Annotated in this window: 9 protein-coding genes, 2 tRNA genes and 3 rRNA genes; 6 read left to right on the top strand and 8 right to left on the bottom strand. The window is 47.2% G+C overall.

The window, feature by feature from the left end:
- Positions 1 to 22: 22 nt before the first annotated feature.
- The 7 genes from NQ544_RS11510 to trhA form a co-directional block, all read right to left on the bottom strand.
- Positions 23 to 1,270, bottom strand: a complete 1,248-nt coding sequence (locus NQ544_RS11510) for an ABC transporter permease (RefSeq protein ID WP_006848208.1) — start codon at positions 1,268 to 1,270, stop codon at positions 23 to 25.
- A gap of 77 nt (positions 1,271 to 1,347) precedes the next feature.
- Complete coding sequence (locus NQ544_RS11505) at positions 1,348 to 2,607, bottom strand: ABC transporter permease (protein ID WP_006848207.1); 1,260 nt, start codon at positions 2,605 to 2,607, stop codon at positions 1,348 to 1,350.
- A gap of 96 nt (positions 2,608 to 2,703) precedes the next feature.
- A complete protein-coding gene (locus NQ544_RS11500; RefSeq protein WP_006848206.1) occupies positions 2,704 to 3,420 on the bottom strand; it encodes an ABC transporter ATP-binding protein in 717 nt (238 codons plus the stop codon).
- Positions 3,421 to 3,581: 161 nt separating this feature from the next.
- Positions 3,582 to 3,953: a GntR family transcriptional regulator gene (locus NQ544_RS11495; RefSeq protein ID WP_006848205.1), complete on the bottom strand. Its 372-nt coding sequence runs from the start codon at positions 3,951 to 3,953 to the stop codon at positions 3,582 to 3,584.
- A gap of 19 nt (positions 3,954 to 3,972) precedes the next feature.
- On the bottom strand, positions 3,973 to 4,818 hold the full coding sequence (locus tag NQ544_RS11490) for a hypothetical protein (protein WP_006848204.1): 846 nt from the start codon (positions 4,816 to 4,818) through the stop codon (positions 3,973 to 3,975).
- Between the two features lie 13 nt (positions 4,819 to 4,831).
- A complete protein-coding gene (locus tag NQ544_RS11485) occupies positions 4,832 to 5,656 on the bottom strand; it encodes an ABC transporter ATP-binding protein (RefSeq protein WP_006848203.1) in 825 nt (274 codons plus the stop codon).
- Positions 5,657 to 5,898: 242 nt separating this feature from the next.
- Positions 5,899 to 6,555: a PAQR family membrane homeostasis protein TrhA gene (trhA, locus tag NQ544_RS11480; RefSeq protein WP_040553414.1), complete on the bottom strand. Its 657-nt coding sequence runs from the start codon at positions 6,553 to 6,555 to the stop codon at positions 5,899 to 5,901.
- Positions 6,556 to 7,225: 670 nt separating this feature from the next.
- Here trhA and NQ544_RS11475 point away from each other — a divergent pair.
- The 5 genes from NQ544_RS11475 (at position 7,226) to rrf (ending at position 12,445) form a co-directional block, all read left to right on the top strand.
- Positions 7,226 to 8,757: ribosomal RNA gene (locus NQ544_RS11475) — 16S ribosomal RNA — on the top strand.
- 133 nt (positions 8,758 to 8,890) lie between these two features.
- A tRNA-Ile gene (locus tag NQ544_RS11470) sits at positions 8,891 to 8,964 on the top strand.
- Positions 8,965 to 9,027: 63 nt separating this feature from the next.
- Positions 9,028 to 9,101, top strand: a tRNA-Ala gene (locus tag NQ544_RS11465).
- Between the two features lie 226 nt (positions 9,102 to 9,327).
- Positions 9,328 to 12,225, top strand: a 23S ribosomal RNA gene (locus NQ544_RS11460).
- Positions 12,226 to 12,332: 107 nt separating this feature from the next.
- Positions 12,333 to 12,445: ribosomal RNA gene (rrf, locus tag NQ544_RS11455) — 5S ribosomal RNA — on the top strand.
- The 16S, 23S and 5S rRNA genes sit together here with 2 tRNA genes alongside, the layout of an rRNA operon.
- A 268-nt stretch (positions 12,446 to 12,713) precedes the next feature.
- Here rrf and rnr read toward each other — a convergent pair.
- A complete protein-coding gene (gene rnr / locus NQ544_RS11450; protein ID WP_006848159.1) occupies positions 12,714 to 15,011 on the bottom strand; it encodes a ribonuclease R in 2,298 nt (765 codons plus the stop codon).
- Between the two features lie 332 nt (positions 15,012 to 15,343).
- Between rnr and NQ544_RS11445 the strand changes: the two genes are divergently transcribed.
- Positions 15,344 to 17,059, top strand: coding sequence for a Na/Pi cotransporter family protein (locus NQ544_RS11445; RefSeq protein WP_040553370.1), 1,716 nt, complete (start codon positions 15,344 to 15,346; stop codon positions 17,057 to 17,059).
- Positions 17,060 to 17,115 lie beyond the last annotated feature (56 nt).

Raw genomic sequence — 17,115 nt, 5'->3', positions numbered from 1 at the left:
CTTTTATATCTTATATTTTCTTTTATTCGTCTCTCATTGCATCTACTGGTTTGATGCTCATGGCTCGCCATGCAGGGGCGAGTCCGGCTAGGCCGCCGAGAATGCAGATGAGGATGGCTGAAGAGATGGCCGTCCAGAAATCTACCTGAAAGTGGGCGGTAAGAATGCCGTCCGTGGTACTTCCTACTTCCAGCATCTGCAGGATGGCAACACCGAAGAGAATGCCGCTCATGCCGGCTACCAGGGTGAGGAGAATACTCTCGGAGATGATTTGCGAAAGAATCATCTTAGGCGTGGCTCCGATGGCTCGGCGGATGCCTATCTCGGTGGTTCGCTCCTTTACCGTTACCATCATGATGTTGGAAACTCCGATGGCGCCGGCGAGAAGGGTGCCGATGCCTACCAGCCAGATGAGGAAGTTGACGCCCTTGAACAGGTTGTCGAGCATCTGGAAGAGTACTTCGGTATTGAACACCATAATGCCCTTTTCGTCGGTAGGGTCTATGCTGTGGGCTCTTGCTACGGTTTCTCTCATCCGTTGGGCAATGCTGCTCATCACTACGCCCGTTTTGCCGGTGGTGGCTATGATGTCTACCGCCTTACCCCGGTTATAAGCGCTGCGCAAAACCGATTGGGGCAGGGTGATGGTTTCATCGGCACGACCGCCGAAATTGATGCCGTTGCCCGAACGGTAATCTACGCCTATCACCATATAATAGGTAGAGTCTACTCTTACGCTCTTGCCGCACGGATCACCGCCGCCAGGAAAGAGATTCTTGTAAATCTGTTTGCCGATGACGCAAACCTTGCGCTGCTGGCGCACATCCATCTCGTTGATGTATCTGCCGTAAAACATCTGTGGCGCAGAAACTTTGGCGTAGTCAGGATTTACGCCCTGTGTGCTGCCGCTGAATTTTTTGTCTCCAAACACCACCGACTTGTTGCCGCCGAAGAGCAGCGGGGTAATGACATCGAGTTCGGGCACCTGGTGGCGCAATCTGTCCAGGTCTTTCTCTTCCATCTGCCAGGAGCGCCCCTTGTTGAATCCCTTGTAGGGTTTGGTGGTGTTCTGCGCCCAGATGATGGCGGTGTTGGTGGCAAAGCCTGTGAAGTTGTTTTGCAGCATCTCCTTCAGTCCTTGTCCGCCACCCATCAGGGCGATGAGCATAAACACGCCCCAGAACACGCCGAAGCCCGTAAGCAGACTGCGGCTCTTGTTCCTCGTGATGGTGTCGAGAATCTCTTTATATGTATCTAAATCTAATCGCATAGCCTATTCTATATATATAATTAAGGTGTAAGCAAGAATGAATTCAACATTCAACACTTAACATTCAACATTTTGCATTATTCCGCTCTCAGCGCCTCTATCGGTCGGATTCTTGCAGCCTTGATGGCTGGGATGAGTCCGGCGATGGTGCCTGCGATGACGATGGTGATGGTGGCACCGATACAGGTGCCGATGCCCACCGTAGGGTTCACAAACATGGCGGCTTTAAACAGTCCGGTATCTACGGTGGTGTGGCCGATGGTTGCATCCATGATTTCGTTTGCCGCCACACCGCAGACCATTCCGATGTAGCCGAAGAACGAGGTGATGATGATGCTCTCGGTAATGATGAGCTTCAGTATCGACCAAGGCTTGGCTCCGATGGCTTTTCTTACGCCAAACTCTCGGGTTCGCTCCTTCACGGTGATGAGCATGATGTTGCTTACGCCCACGATTCCGCTCAGCAGAGTGAACAGACCCACAATCCATAGGGCCGTCTGCATGATGGCGATTCCCTGGTTCATCTGGATGTTGTCTACGTATCGGTTCCAGAGCCAGATGGTTCGCTCGTCATCAGGTGCTGCCTGATGGTTGTTGTTGATGCTGGCACGATAGTTCTTCTCAAACTGCTCGTTATCTTCCTTGGTCTTCAGGTTCTTGATGGTAAACTCCAGACTTCCCGCATCATCGCCCTTGGCGTAGATGGTCTTTATGGTGGAGTAGGCGATGAAGGCTTCGGTATTATTGCGCGATTCATCATCCTTGTAGATTCCCACCACCTGGAAGTTGAGGTTGCTGATCTTTACGTTCTTGCCCACCAGCGAACGGTAGTCTTTGCAGAGTTCCTTGGCCTGGCTTCGGCTCAGCACCACATTCTTGCGCTGCTCCTTCATATCGATTTCGTTGATGAATCGTCCGGCTATCAGCTCCGTCTTGTCGATTTTGGGATGTGTAGGAGCCACACCCACCAATGACTGGCTTGCCACATAATTATCACCATAGTTGATGTTCACGTTATACTGTTCCAGTCTTCCACCCACATCATCCACGTACTGGCCGTAGGTCTTGTTGCTGATGAGGATATCCTTGTCGTTGAGCATGATGCTTCTGCCTTCCTTCAGTCCCTTGTAAGCCTTGGAGGTTTCGCCCGGGAATACTCGCATGGAGTTGGCAAGGAATCGGGTGCTTTGCTGCAACTGGGCATTAATCAGTCCGTTGCCGGCGCCCAGCAGGAATATCAGCATGAAGATTCCCCAGGCAACGGCAAATCCCGTGAGCGAAGTGCGGAGCTTGTTGCGCTTCGACGTGCTCCATATTTCTTTGATTAATTCTCTCATTATTTTTAGTTAATAATTAATAGTTGATAGTTTATAGAGGGCTGGCGCCATCAGCAGTTCTGCCCTATTAACTATAAACTTTAAACTATAAACTTCTTACTTCACGTAGTCTTTCGATACGAGATGATGGTCTCTGTTGTCTTCGATGCTTCCGATGAGTCCGTCCTTGATATGGATAACCTTATCGGTCTCGTTGGCAACACCGCTTTCGTGGGTTACTACCACGATGGTCATTCCCTCTTTCTGGTGCAGTTCCTTCAGCAGGTCCATCACTTCCACGCTCGTTTTGGAGTCGAGAGCTCCGGTAGGCTCATCGGCAAGGATAATTTCGGGTTTGGTGATGAGGGCACGGGCGATGGCTACACGTTGCTTCTGTCCTCCCGACATCTCGTTAGGATAATGGTTGGCCCATTGCTTCAAGCCCAGTTTTTCTAGATATTCCATCGCCAGTTCGTGGCGCTTCTTGCGGCTCACGCCCTGGTAGAAGAGTGGAAGCTCTACGTTTTCCACCGCCGTCTTGAACGAGATGAGGTTGAACGACTGGAAGATGAAGCCTATCATCTTATTGCGGTATTCGGCAGCACGGGTTTCCGAGAGGTCTTTGATGAGCACATCATTGAGTCGGTATTCGCCCGTATCGTAGTTGTCGAGAATACCCAGTATATTTAATAAGGTGGATTTTCCCGAGCCGGAAGCACCCATGATGCTGACGAACTCGCCACGTTCGATGTCGAGGTCGATGCCCTTCAGCACATGGAGTGGCTGAGCACCCTGGTAGGTCTTGTTGACGTCTTTTAGATGAATTAATGACATATTACTTTCGTTTTATGGATATCAATTTAAACCATTAGACGCTTGCTACTTTCTGAAAGTTGCAAGCGTAACTATTTTTTAAAACGTTATTACATACACCTTAATTATATATAAGGCAAAGACAGAAGCTATAAATATATATTTGAGGATGAATAGTGTCATCATATCTTTATCTTTTTGAGATTCTTCTCCAACTCTTCCTTCACTTCATCGATGGAGATGTCGAGAAGCTGCATCTGTCGGGCGAGTTCCGGGAGTCTTTCTTTCATAAACTCCTTTTTGCGGGTTTTCTTAATCTGCTTCTTGGCTCCAGCGGAAACAAAGTAGCCCAGACCTCGCTTGTTGTAGATAATCTCATCGGTGGCAAGCAGGTCGTATGCCTTCACGGTTGTGTTGGCATTCACCTCCAGCAGCACGGCGTATTCCCTGACGCTTGGTATTCGCTCGTCTTCCTTGTACTTGCCCGCCAGAATCTCATCGCTCAGTCGCTCGGCTATCTGTACGTATATTGCTTTATCGTTACTGAAATTCATAATCTTCAAATTTTAATTCTTAGATGTTGATCCACTTGTTGCAGATAACCTGCATACGGGTGAAGAGCTTGTAGGATGCCCAATAGTTGAAGGCAGCCAAAGCAAGAAATACTGCAGACGAGGTGAATACAGCACAATATTGAGCAGAAGAACCCTCTTCGATGTGCAAGGTTCCTACGAAATCAAGCCATCCGGCTTCACCCAGTTCGTTGATAATATAACCCAAAATCAGACAAAGTGCCAATCCCGTACATGCTGTCAGAAGCACAGGAAACTTACGGTAGAAGGCTCCTCCCAGGGTTGCGAAGGAATGGGCAAATATCAGGAAGGAGTAGACTGCCAGAATTGTTTGCCAAGAATTGTCTATTGGTGAAAGGGCAAAAATGGTGTGGCTGAGTACTGGCCATGTAAGGCTGATATGGAAGCCTGGAGTGATGAAAAAGCTAAAGATGAGCTGGATAATATCTGAAATGACCAAGGCTCCTAGCAAAGTCACAAGACCACCAACGGTAACAACCAGGAATCGAGCCACATATTTTTCCAGGTTAGTGGCAGGAAGCATCAGGAAACTTTTGCGCTGTAACTTGGTCTTCATGTTTCTGAAGATGCAAGATGCCAATATGTAAATGACCATAAAAGAAATGAATCCAAAGAACATATATGCGGATTTCTTATAACTGTCGGTCAGGGCATCTAGTTCATGGGATGCTGCAATAAAGCCACTAATTTTGTAAAGCCGGATGATGTTTGCAATTGAAAAACAGATGGCGAGTCCTGCAATGATTCCCAAATTATAGGTCCAGTTGTTTAATACATCCCAACGGATAACCATTCCTAATCTATTTAAATCGAGATTCTTTTTCATAATCGTCTAATTTTTAATCGTTTAATTTTCCATTAATTACTGCATTGAAGAGCAACTCCAGGTTCATCTGTGTTTCCTGTTTTCCCTCCTGACGCTTGCAGATGGCGGCATTGCCCTGCAGGGTTGGCTCGGCGTAGAGCACGGTGTCGTCCATTTCCTGTGGGTTGCGATATTCGAAGGTGTATTTCTCGCAGATGTCTGGAACCGATGCGTCGAGCAGCAGTTGGCTCTGGTTCATGATGATGATGTGGTCGAGCAGCGACTCTACATCGTGCACCTGATGAGTTGAGATGATGAGGGTGCGGTCTTCCGTCATGTTGTTGGCGATGACCTTACGGAACTGGCTCTTCGATGGGATGTCGAGACCATTGGTTGGCTCGTCCATCAGAAGAAAACGGGTACCCGTGGCGAGTGCGAAACTCATGAATACCTTCTTCTTCTGTCCCATCGAGAGTTCGTTCAACTTGAGAGAGAGTGGTAAATCAAAATCCTTGAGGCAACGGTCCAGCACTTCCTGCGAGAAGTTAGGATAGAACCCCTGGTTCATCTTCACGTAGGTGGCGAGGGAAACGTTGGGCAGTTCAAATTCCTCGGGCACCATGAAGATGTCCTTCAGCATCTCGGCTTTGCGATCTTGTGCCGAAATGCCATCCACGAGAACGGTACCTTGTTGCTGGCGGAGCAATCCGCTGATGAGGTAGAGCAGGGTGCTCTTGCCTGTACCGTTCTTGGCAAGCAAGCCATAAATGTTGTTCTCCTTGAATTCCAAAGAGAAATCTCTAAATACAAGGTGCTTGCTACCTGGGTATCTGAAATCAATGTCTTTAATCTGTATCATAATCTTTAATGTTTTAGTGTACTACTTCAATAGAACACTGCAAAGGTATGCTTTTCTGCGATAAGTTCCAAATTTTTGGGCAATTATTTTTATACTTTAACGTATTGTTAACAATTCCACCTTATTATATTATAAGAAGAGTATGATATGGATAAATGTCTTGTAATATAGAACTTTATAAAAAAACAAAGGCATCGGAAAGCAAAAACTTCCTGATGCCTTGATGCTTTTTATTAAGTCGTTTAGATATATTTCATGAGAATATCCCAAACTGCAATGATGTGGCAGATACTACCAGCTAAAACGAAGAAATGGAACACGGAATGCATGTATTTCTTCTTGTTGATACTGTAGAATACGGCGCCCGTAATGTAGCAGACGCCTTCGGCAATAATCCACCAGACTGTGGCGGTGGATACGGAGTCAATCAAAGGTTTGAAAGCAACCAGTACCGACAATCCCATGCCTACAAAGCAGATGGTCTCCAGGTTGCTGTGATCCTTGAGTCTGGCAAAACTCATGATGGTTCCGGCAATGGCACAAGCCCAAATAAAGATAAAAAGACTCCATCCCCAATATCCCTGGTCTCGCATCGCAATGAGCGTGATTGGCGAGTAAGAACCGGCAATATGCCAGTAGATGGCGGCATGGTCCCATTTGCGCAGTCGCTCCTTCCATTTACTCCAGGCAGAAACGGCATGGTAAACCGTTGAGGCGATGTAAGACATCAGCATGCCGAACAGATAGAGGATAACTCCCGCCGTAGCCCATCCGTTATGCATCGTAAAGCACCAATATAAGAAGATGGCTCCCACGACAATGCCCATCAGGATTCCTCCTGCATGCGACCATGAGTTCCAAAGTTCTTCTTTATGATTGAAATGTATCTTTAGTTTCATATCTCTATATATCTTTTCGTTACACATTCTGCTGATTTTGAGAAATAGGGCATTCAAGCCACTATACCTAAATCGTTATCAGCTATAACATTGCAAAGATACTAAGAATTTCTTAAAGTGGACTATCTTTTAGGAATTCTTTTGATTTCGGGAGTGTTACCATTATGTATATGCGCATGCTTGTGTGCCCACACGCAGATACGAGCGCGTGTATGTATATAATAAAGTGTTTGGCACCAAAAGAAGTACAAAATAAGACGAAAGTGTTAAAACACTGTTAATTTCAAAACTTTTTCCGGAAAAAGTTTGGCGGTTTCGGAAAATGTTTGTACTTTTGCACTCGCTTTTGAGAAATACAATATCTCAAGCGATTAAAGAAAGTTAGTGCAAGTCGAATACAATGAAATTAATTTCAATTGTTGAGGCGCAGCCTAACTTGCGAAGAAAGAGTTCTTTGAAAGATTTTACATAAACAGACAAGTAGTACAAGAAGCGGTTTTGGATTACACCTTATTATATACAGGGAATATGAAGAAACTGGGTAAAAGAAACGAACCGTCAAGCAATTGACAAGTCAGGTTTACTAAGCTTCAATAAACGAAAAGGATATTCGTCCTAAGTACAGACAACAAACAAACCAAGCCGCAAGGCTAGGTAAAAATGATATTTTACAATGGAGAGTTTGATCCTGGCTCAGGATGAACGCTAGCTACAGGCTTAACACATGCAAGTCGAGGGGAAACGACATCGAAAGCTTGCTTTTGATGGGCGTCGACCGGCGCACGGGTGAGTAACGCGTATCCAACCTGCCCACCACTTGGGGATAACCTTGCGAAAGTAAGACTAATACCCAATGACGTCTCTAGAAGACATCTGAAAGAGATTAAAGATTTATCGGTGATGGATGGGGATGCGTCTGATTAGCTTGTTGGCGGGGTAACGGCCCACCAAGGCGACGATCAGTAGGGGTTCTGAGAGGAAGGTCCCCCACATTGGAACTGAGACACGGTCCAAACTCCTACGGGAGGCAGCAGTGAGGAATATTGGTCAATGGGCGAGAGCCTGAACCAGCCAAGTAGCGTGCAGGAAGACGGCCCTATGGGTTGTAAACTGCTTTTATAAGGGAATAAAGTTAGTCTCGTGAGACTTTTTGCATGTACCTTATGAATAAGGACCGGCTAATTCCGTGCCAGCAGCCGCGGTAATACGGAAGGTCCGGGCGTTATCCGGATTTATTGGGTTTAAAGGGAGCGTAGGCCGGAGATTAAGCGTGTTGTGAAATGTAGACGCTCAACGTCTGCACTGCAGCGCGAACTGGTTTCCTTGAGTACGCACAAAGTGGGCGGAATTCGTGGTGTAGCGGTGAAATGCTTAGATATCACGAAGAACTCCGATTGCGAAGGCAGCTCACTGGAGCGCAACTGACGCTGAAGCTCGAAAGTGCGGGTATCGAACAGGATTAGATACCCTGGTAGTCCGCACGGTAAACGATGGATGCCCGCTGTTGGTCTGAACAGGTCAGCGGCCAAGCGAAAGCATTAAGCATCCCACCTGGGGAGTACGCCGGCAACGGTGAAACTCAAAGGAATTGACGGGGGCCCGCACAAGCGGAGGAACATGTGGTTTAATTCGATGATACGCGAGGAACCTTACCCGGGCTTGAATTGCAGAGGAAGGATTTGGAGACAATGACGCCCTTCGGGGCCTCTGTGAAGGTGCTGCATGGTTGTCGTCAGCTCGTGCCGTGAGGTGTCGGCTTAAGTGCCATAACGAGCGCAACCCCTCTCCTTAGTTGCCATCAGGTCAAGCTGGGCACTCTGGGGACACTGCCACCGTAAGGTGTGAGGAAGGTGGGGATGACGTCAAATCAGCACGGCCCTTACGTCCGGGGCTACACACGTGTTACAATGGCAGGTACAGAGAGACGGTTGTACGTAAGTACGATCAAATCCTTAAAGCCTGTCTCAGTTCGGACTGGGGTCTGCAACCCGACCCCACGAAGCTGGATTCGCTAGTAATCGCGCATCAGCCATGGCGCGGTGAATACGTTCCCGGGCCTTGTACACACCGCCCGTCAAGCCATGAAAGCCGGGGGCGCCTAAAGTCCGTGACCGTAAGGAGCGGCCTAGGGCGAAACTGGTAATTGGGGCTAAGTCGTAACAAGGTAGCCGTACCGGAAGGTGCGGCTGGAACACCTCCTTTCTGGAGAGACGAATTTCCTATAGAAGATTTAGGAACAGGACTTAAAAGTTCGCTTCTCTTCTTGTACGCACCATCTGTTTAATTAAATAAGAGATAGAGAATGTTCGGCAGAGATGCTACTCTTTACCAACACAGTCCTATAGCTCAGTTGGTTAGAGCGCCACACTGATAATGTGGAGGTCGGCAGTTCAAATCTGCCTGGGACTACACATCGGCGCAGCCAATGTGTAATCAAAGTTCAACTTTGATTCATTCTTTACTTCTCGATTTGGGGGATTAGCTCAGTTGGCTAGAGCACCTGCTTTGCAAGCAGGGGGTCAACGGTTCGAATCCGTTATTCTCCACTACAGTGGGAATTTTTAGGATAGGCGACAGTAAGGAGCCAATCATAAAAACTTCACCACGAAAAGATCTTTGACATATTGACACAAGCAAAACTGTAAGTAATGAACTTTAGTTCAGACTAAAGTAAATCAAATCGCAAGATGAGATTTCACTTTGTTAGAATACAGCTGAAAGTATGAGCTACTTATTCGTTATTCGGAAACGAGTAACAAGAATACAGTCGTAAAGAAAGTAAGAAAGGGCGTATGGCGGATGCCTAGGCTCACGGAGGCGATGAAGGACGTGATAAGCTGCGATAAGCTTCGGGTAGGTGCAAATAACCCTTGATCCGGAGATTTCCGAATGGGACAACCTAGCCGTCTGAAGGACGGTTACTCTTGCCAATGTAAGAGAGCTAACGCAGGGAACTGAAACATCTTAGTACCTGCAGGAAGAGAAAATAAATGAATGATTCCCCCAGTAGTGGCGAGCGAACGGGGAACAGCCCAAACCGTTGACGTCGCAAGGCGCCAGCGGGGTTGTAGGACCGCGACATTGTATGCAAATCGTGAACAGAACACTTTGGAAAATGTGACCATAGACGGTGATAGTCCAGTATGTGAAGCGAAATGCAGCATAGCGGTATCCTGAGTAACGCGGGACACGAGGAATCCTGCGCGAATCTGCCGGGACCATCCGGTAAGGCTAAATACTCCCGTGAGACCGATAGCGAACGAGTACTGTGAAGGAAAGGTGAAAAGAACCCCGAGCAGGGGAGTGAAATAGTTCCTGAAACCATACGCCTACAAGCGGTCGGAGCATCGTAAGATGTGACGGCGTGCCTTTTGCATAATGATCCTACGAGTTATCGTCACTGGCGAGGTTGAGTGTCACGAGACACGTAGCCGCAGTGAAAGCGAGCCTGAATAGGGCGCACAGTCAGTGGGGGTAGACGCGAAACCAAGTGATCTACACTTGGCCAGGATGAAGTCCCGGTAACACGGGATGGAGGTCCGCACCAATAAGCGTTGAAAAGCTTCTGGATGAGCCGAGTGTAGGAGTGAAAGGCCAATCAAACTTGGAGATAGCTCGTACTCCCCGAAAGGCATTTAGGTGCCGCGTCGGATGGTCACCGTGAGAGGTAGAGCGACCGATAGGACAAGAGGGCTTCACCGCCTATCGAGTCCTGACGAACTCCGAATGCTCACGGTCTGCAGTCCGGCAGTAAGGGGGCGGGTGCTAAGGTCCGTCCCCGAGAGGAGAAGAATCCAGACCGCCGTCTAAGGTCCCGGAGTTCTGCCTGAGTTAGTCTAACGAAGTCTGGTCCCTATGACAGCTAGGATGTTGGCTTGGAAGCAGCCATTCATTCAAAGAGTGCGTAACAGCTCACTAGTCGAGGGTCCGGGCATGGATAATAATCGGGTATAAGGCAGACACCGAAGGCGCGGGATAGCATTTAAGAAAGTATCGGTAGGGGAGCATACTCACAGCGTCGAATGGTGTACGTAAGTTATCCTGGAGCGGTGAGTAAAGCAAATGTAGGAATAAGTAACGATAAGGAGGGTTAGATTCCCTCCCGCTGTAAGACCAAGGTTTCCCGGGCAATGCCAATCAGCCCGGGGTCAGTCGGGTCCTAAGTCTAAGCCGAACGGCGATGGCGATGGCAGAGACGGTTAATATTCCGTCACTGCCGCATGGGGCGACGTGGAGACGGAGCAGTGAAACCACCGCGGGGCGACGGAAGTCCCCGTTGAAGAGTGTAGGTGTTGAGGATGGCAGGCAAATCCACCGTCCGAGCTGAACTTGAGAGTACGGAGTCCTCCTCGGAGGAATCTGATAGTGTGGGTAATCATACTCCCGAGAAAATCCGCTAAGCTTAACCCATGCGGCACCCGTACCGCAAACGGACACACGTGGTCGGGTAGAACATACTAAGGCGTTGAGAGATTCATGGTTAAGGAACTAGGCAAATTGACCCTGTAACTTCGGGATAAAGGGTCCTCGTGATGAGCGAGGCGCAGAGAATAGGTCCAGGCAACTGTTTAACAAAAACACAGGGCTGTGCAAACTCGAAAGATGACGTATACAGCCTGACACCTGCCCGGTGCCGGAAGGTTAAGAGGAGATGTCACACTTATGTGGAAGCATTGAATTGAAGCCCCGGTAAACGGCGGCCGTAACTATAACGGTCCTAAGGTAGCGAAATTCCTTGTCGGGTAAGTTCCGACCTGCACGAATGGTGTAATGATCCGGACGCTGTCTCAACCATGAGCTCAGTGAAATTGTAGTATCGGTGAAGATGCCGATTACCCGCGATGGGACGAAAAGACCCCGTGAACCTTTACTACAGCTTAGCATTGACCTTGGTCATCCGATGTGTAGGATAGGCCGGAGGCTTCGAAGCGGGAGCGCCAGCTTTCGTGGAGCCATCCTTGAAATACGGCCCTTTGGCTGTCTGAGGTCTAACGCGTGATAACGCGGACACTGCTTGGTGGGTAGTTTGACTGGGGTGGTCGCCTCCAAAAGCGTAACGGAGGCTTCCAAAGGTGCCCTCGGGTCGATTGGTAACCGACCTCAAAGAGTGCAATGGCATAAGGGCGCTTGACTGGGAGGCAGACATGCCGAGCAGGCAGGAAACTGGGGCATAGTGATCCGGCGGATGTGTATGGAAACTCCGTCGCTCAAAGGATAAAAGGTACTCCGGGGATAACAGGCTGATCCCCCCCAAGAGCTCATATCGACGGGGTGGTTTGGCACCTCGATGTCGGCTCGTCACATCCTGGGGCTGGAGAAGGTCCCAAGGGTTGGGCTGTTCGCCCATTAAAGTGGCACGCGAGCTGGGTTCAGAACGTCGTGAGACAGTTCGGTCTCTATCTATCGTGGGCGTGGGAGTTTTGAGTGGTGCCGTCACTAGTACGAGAGGACCGTGATGGACAGACCTCCGGTTTACCAGTTGTGCCGCCAGGCGCACCGCTGGGTATCTGAGTCTGGATTGGATAAGCGCTGAAAGCATCTAAGTGCGAAGCCAGCCGCAAGATGAGAACTCCATTGAGGGTCGTCAGAGACGATGACGTTGATAGGATGCAGGTGTAAAGACAGCGATGTCAAAGCCGAGCATTACTAATTGCCCGAACACTTTCTTTATGAAAGTTCATAGTTTCAGCTGTTGACTCTCGATTGAATCGAGAGGGACGGTGGTTCTTTACTAATCAATACAGTTTGCTTGTGTGCAAATACGTCATAACCCATTATCAGGTGGTTATTGCGGTGAGGTCCCACCTCTTCCCATTCCGAACAGAGAAGTTAAGCTCACTTGCGCCGATGGTACTGCAATGCAATGCGGGAGAGTAGGTAGCCGCCTCCTTTTACCAAAGCCTCAGATTTCGAAAGATTTCTGAGGCTTTTTTGTTTTCACGCGGATTGGTTCTTTGTCACGCAGATGGTTTTTGGGTCACGCAGATTTCGCAGATGACGCAGATTTTTGACCTGTTCGGTCTGGTATTTTGCAGAATGGGCGCAGCTTCTTTTACTTTTTTACCCTTTTACTTTTTTACCTTTATATCCGTCTTGGATTTTGTAAATGTAGATTCAAAATAAAAAAGGCTGACCAATAAGGTCAGCCCAATTTGATATTATTTGTTTTTACGGTGATTTCGTGTCTTCTGCTTTGACTTTTTCGCTTTGCTGGAAGAAGTATTGGCTGCAGGCTTTTCCTTGCGTACAGGAGCAGAATCGCCGGCTAGGGCGAAATCTAGCTGCTTCTTCTCCAGGTTGGCTTGCGCCACCTTGATGCGGATAGCATCACCTAATTGGTACTTGTTGTGATGACGACGACCAATCAAACAGAAGTTCTTTTCGTCGAAGTCGTAATAATCGTCAGCGATGTCGCGCATTGGAATCATTCCTTCACAATGGTTTTCGTCTATGGTAGCATAAATTCCGTAAGAAGTAATACCGCTTATATGGGCATCGAATTCCTCGCCGAGTTTATCTCCCATGAATTCTACCATCTTATATTTGATACTGTCACGTTCTGCATTCTGTGCAATCTGTTCCATTTCAGAGCAATGCTCACAGAGTTCTTCGTAATGTTTCTCGTTGGCACTTCTGCCGCCATCTGCGTACTTGGTAAGCAAGCGATGAACCATCGTATCCGGATAACGGCGGATAGGTGAGGTGAAGTGGGTATAGTATTCGAAAGCCAGCCCAAAGTGTCCGATGTTGTGAACGGAGTACTTTGCCTTCATCATGGCACGGAGTGCAACCATCTGGATGAGATTGTTCTCTGGTTTGCCTTCGCAATCAGACATCAACTTGTTGAGACTTCTTGCTGTAGCGCCTTTTGTACCCTCTGTTTTCAACTTATAACCAAACTTCACAACGAATTCACGCAAGGTTTCCAACTTTTGTGGGTCAGGATTGTCGTGAATACGATAAGGAAGCGTCTTTGGCTTCTTTCCTTTCTTTACCTTTCCGATACTTTCAGCCACCGTACGGTTGGCGAGTAGCATGAATTCCTCTACGAGTTTATTGGCATCCTTAGAGCGCTTGTAGTAGCAGCTTACTGGTTTCCCCTTTTCGTCAACGTCGAAATGCAACTCTTCGCGGTCAAACTTAACAGCACCATTTTTGAATCTTGCGGCACGCAGTTTCTTAGCCAGTCTGTCAAGCGTAATGAGCTGAAGTGCGTTTTCTCCCTGATAAGGATGTTCCTTGGTTTCGGCTGGAGCAGGTTCGCCAGTACCATCAATCACACCATTTGCTTCGAGGAGTTCCTGTACCTCTTCATATTTATATCGGCGGTCGCTCTCAATGACGGTATGTACGATGCGATAGTTCTTGACTTCGGCATTGTTGTCGAGTTCGAAGATGACGCTGTACGCAAGTTTTTCCTCATTAGGACGAAGCGAGCAGACAAAGTTACAGAGACGCTCTGGGAGCATTGGGATGGTGCGGTCTACGAGATATACAGATGTTGCACGTTTCACAGCTTCCTTGTCGATGATACTGCCCTCTGTGACGTAATGTGACACATCTGCGATATGAACACCTACCTGCCAGTTACCATTCTCCAATCTCTGGATACTGAGGGCATCATCAAAGTCCTTGGCATCCTTCGGGTCGATGGTGCAAGTGAATACCTTGCGGAAGTCCTCTCGTTCTTTGTAATCCTGTTCTGTGATTTCGCCGCTTATCTTGTTGGCTGCATCTTCTACATTCTTTGGATACTTATAAGGTAATCCATATTGAGCAAGAATAGAATTCATCTCAACATCATTATCACCCATCTGGCCAAGAATGTCAACAACCTCGCCAATAGGACTCTTGTTTTCTCCATCCGGCCACTCGATAATCCGGACTACTGCCTTGTCATCGGTCTTTCCTCCCTTTACTTTTCTTCTAGGAATGATGATGTTGTGAGCAAAGACATCGCCAGGTGTCACGAGGTAAGCCAGATCCTTATCCACTTTCAGACGCCCTACAAAGGTATCTTTGGCACGTTCAAGGATTTTGTTGACCTGTGCCTCCTTGATGTGATTCTTACGACGAGCCAGGAAGGTGAATTCCACCCTGTCGCCATTAAGTGCTCCCATCGAATTACGTTCAGAAACGAAAATAGGCTTCTCGCTATCATCAGGGATAACAGAGTTTTTGCCATTTGCCTTTCTAACGAATTTACCTTCCATCACCTGTATGCTTTGATTCAGGCGATAAGAATTATCACTTACCTTAGCCAGGTAGTCATCCCATGCCATTTCCTCCATAATGTCAATCGCCAGCATCTTGAGCGGATGCGTCGTAAGATGGAGGGAACGGAATATCTCTTTAAAGCTGAGCGTTTCGCCCGGTCTTTCGGCAAAGAATTGCTGCAGCATCTCAGTGAGCTGCGCTTTGTTCATTCTTTTGCCACCTTTTTTACCTTTTCCCATAAATTATGACTATTATTAGTTTTATAAGGCAAAGAAACAAAAAAAAAAGGAGAAAACAAAGTTTCTTGGCATCTTTTTTCGTTTTTTATTAAATATGAGGCAAAACAGACCATAATATGTCTTCATTTTTCGTATTTCAGAGCAGAATATAGCTTATTGATTCTTTGTGTCTGTTCGTAAATGTAGTTCTTTCAAAATTGTATTTAGGGGGTCTTGGATGTTACAATACTGTTACAACTTGAAATATCGGTAACAAATATTTCGTAAAAACGGAAATTCTTATTATATTTGCAACCGAAACGTAACAAATATTTCCACAAATACAAATGAATATGGATACAAGTCAATATCTTGTGATTTTTTTTCAGATTCTCGGTTCTTTAGCTTTGCTCATCTATGGTATGAAGGTGATGAGTGAGGCCTTGCAGAAGATGGCAGGATCTCAGTTGCGCCACATTTTGGGTGCTATGACAACCAACCGATTTACGGGAATGCTTACAGGTACCTTTATTACCTGTGCCGTTCAGAGTTCCTCTGCAACTACCGTTATGACGGTTTCTTTTGTAAATGCAGGTTTGCTGACCTTAGCCCAAGCAATTTCCGTTATTATGGGTGCCAACATTGGTACCACGTTTACGGCTTGGATTATGTCGCTGGGTTATAATGTAGATTTAACGATTGTCGTATTCCCTGCGTTCTTCCTCGGCATTATGCTGATTTATAGTAAGAAGCGCCGTTATTTCGGAGATTTCCTTTTTGGTATCGCCTTCCTCTTCTTCTCGCTCGTTCTGTTGAGTAGTGCGGGTAAGGCTCTCGATCTGGAACATAATCCGGCGGTTATCGATTTCTTTGGATCTTTTGATACGAAGAGTCATTTTACGATTGTGGTCTTCCTCCTGATCGGTACACTTATAACCTGTATCGTACAGAGTTCGGCAGCTGTGATGGCCATTACCATCTTACTCTGTTCTACGGGTGTACTCCCTATCTATCTGGGTATTGCCTTGGTGATGGGTGAGAATATCGGAACTACCGCTACAGCCAATCTTGCCGCTTTGGGTGCCAATGCCCAGGCTCGTCGTGCAGCCTTGGCCCATCTGGTATTCAATGTCTTTGGTGTAATCTGGGTTCTCTGCCTGTTCTATCCATTTGTAGATTTCGTTTGCTCTATCGTGGGGTATGATCCTGATGGTGGTATGTCTGCGGCACAGAAGGCAAAGTTGTTGCCAATTGTTTTGGCGATGTTCCATACCTGTTTCAATGTTTGCAACACGGGCGTTCTGATTTGGTTTATCCCACAGTTGGAAAAAGTTGTCTGCAAACTTATCAAGCCTAAGGCAGATAAGGAGGATGAAGATTTCCGTTTGCGCTTTATCCAGGCTGGCATCATGAAGACCCCAGAACTTTCTGTCTTCGAGGCACAGCAGGAAATCGGCAGTTTCGGCGAGCGTATCCATCGTATGTTTAGTATGGTGAGAGAGTTGCTGGATACTCAGGATTCCAAGACTTTCGACAAGCTCTATGAGCGTATCGAGAAGTATGAGGGTATTTCTGATAATATGGAGATTGAGATTGCCAAGTATCTTGATCAGGTGAGCGATGCTCATCTGAGTGATGATACCAAGGCGAAGATCCGTGCGATGTTGCGTGAGATTTCTGAAATCGAGAGTATTGGTGACAGTTGCTTTAATCTTGCCCGCACCATTAAGCGCAAGGGTGAAAACAAGGAGGAGTTTACTGCCAAGCAGAGTGAAAACATTCATCAGATGTTTAAGTTGGTAGATGAGGCGCTGACTCAGATGAACTATATGTTTGCTCATGAACGCCATTCTATCAGTCTCAACCATACGTACAATATTGAGACTGAGATTAATAATTATCGTACTCAGTTGAGAAACCAGAACCTGGATGATGTGGATAACCATCTTTATACCTATGGTGTAGGTACATTGTACATGGATATCATTCAGGAATGCGAAAAACTGGGTGATTATGTGGTTAATGTAGCCGAGGCCCGCATGGGAGTCAGAACATCTGAGGCTGTGTAATACAGAATGTTATTGATAGAAAGAAAATAAAAGTAATAAAAGCAAACGGGGAAGTA

The sequence above is a fragment of the Segatella copri DSM 18205 genome (assembly GCF_025151535.1).
Taxonomy (GTDB): Bacteria; Bacteroidota; Bacteroidia; order Bacteroidales; family Bacteroidaceae; genus Prevotella; species Prevotella copri.
Note: the sequence above shows the minus strand (reverse complement) of the source record. Positions and strands in the feature narration are given on the sequence as shown.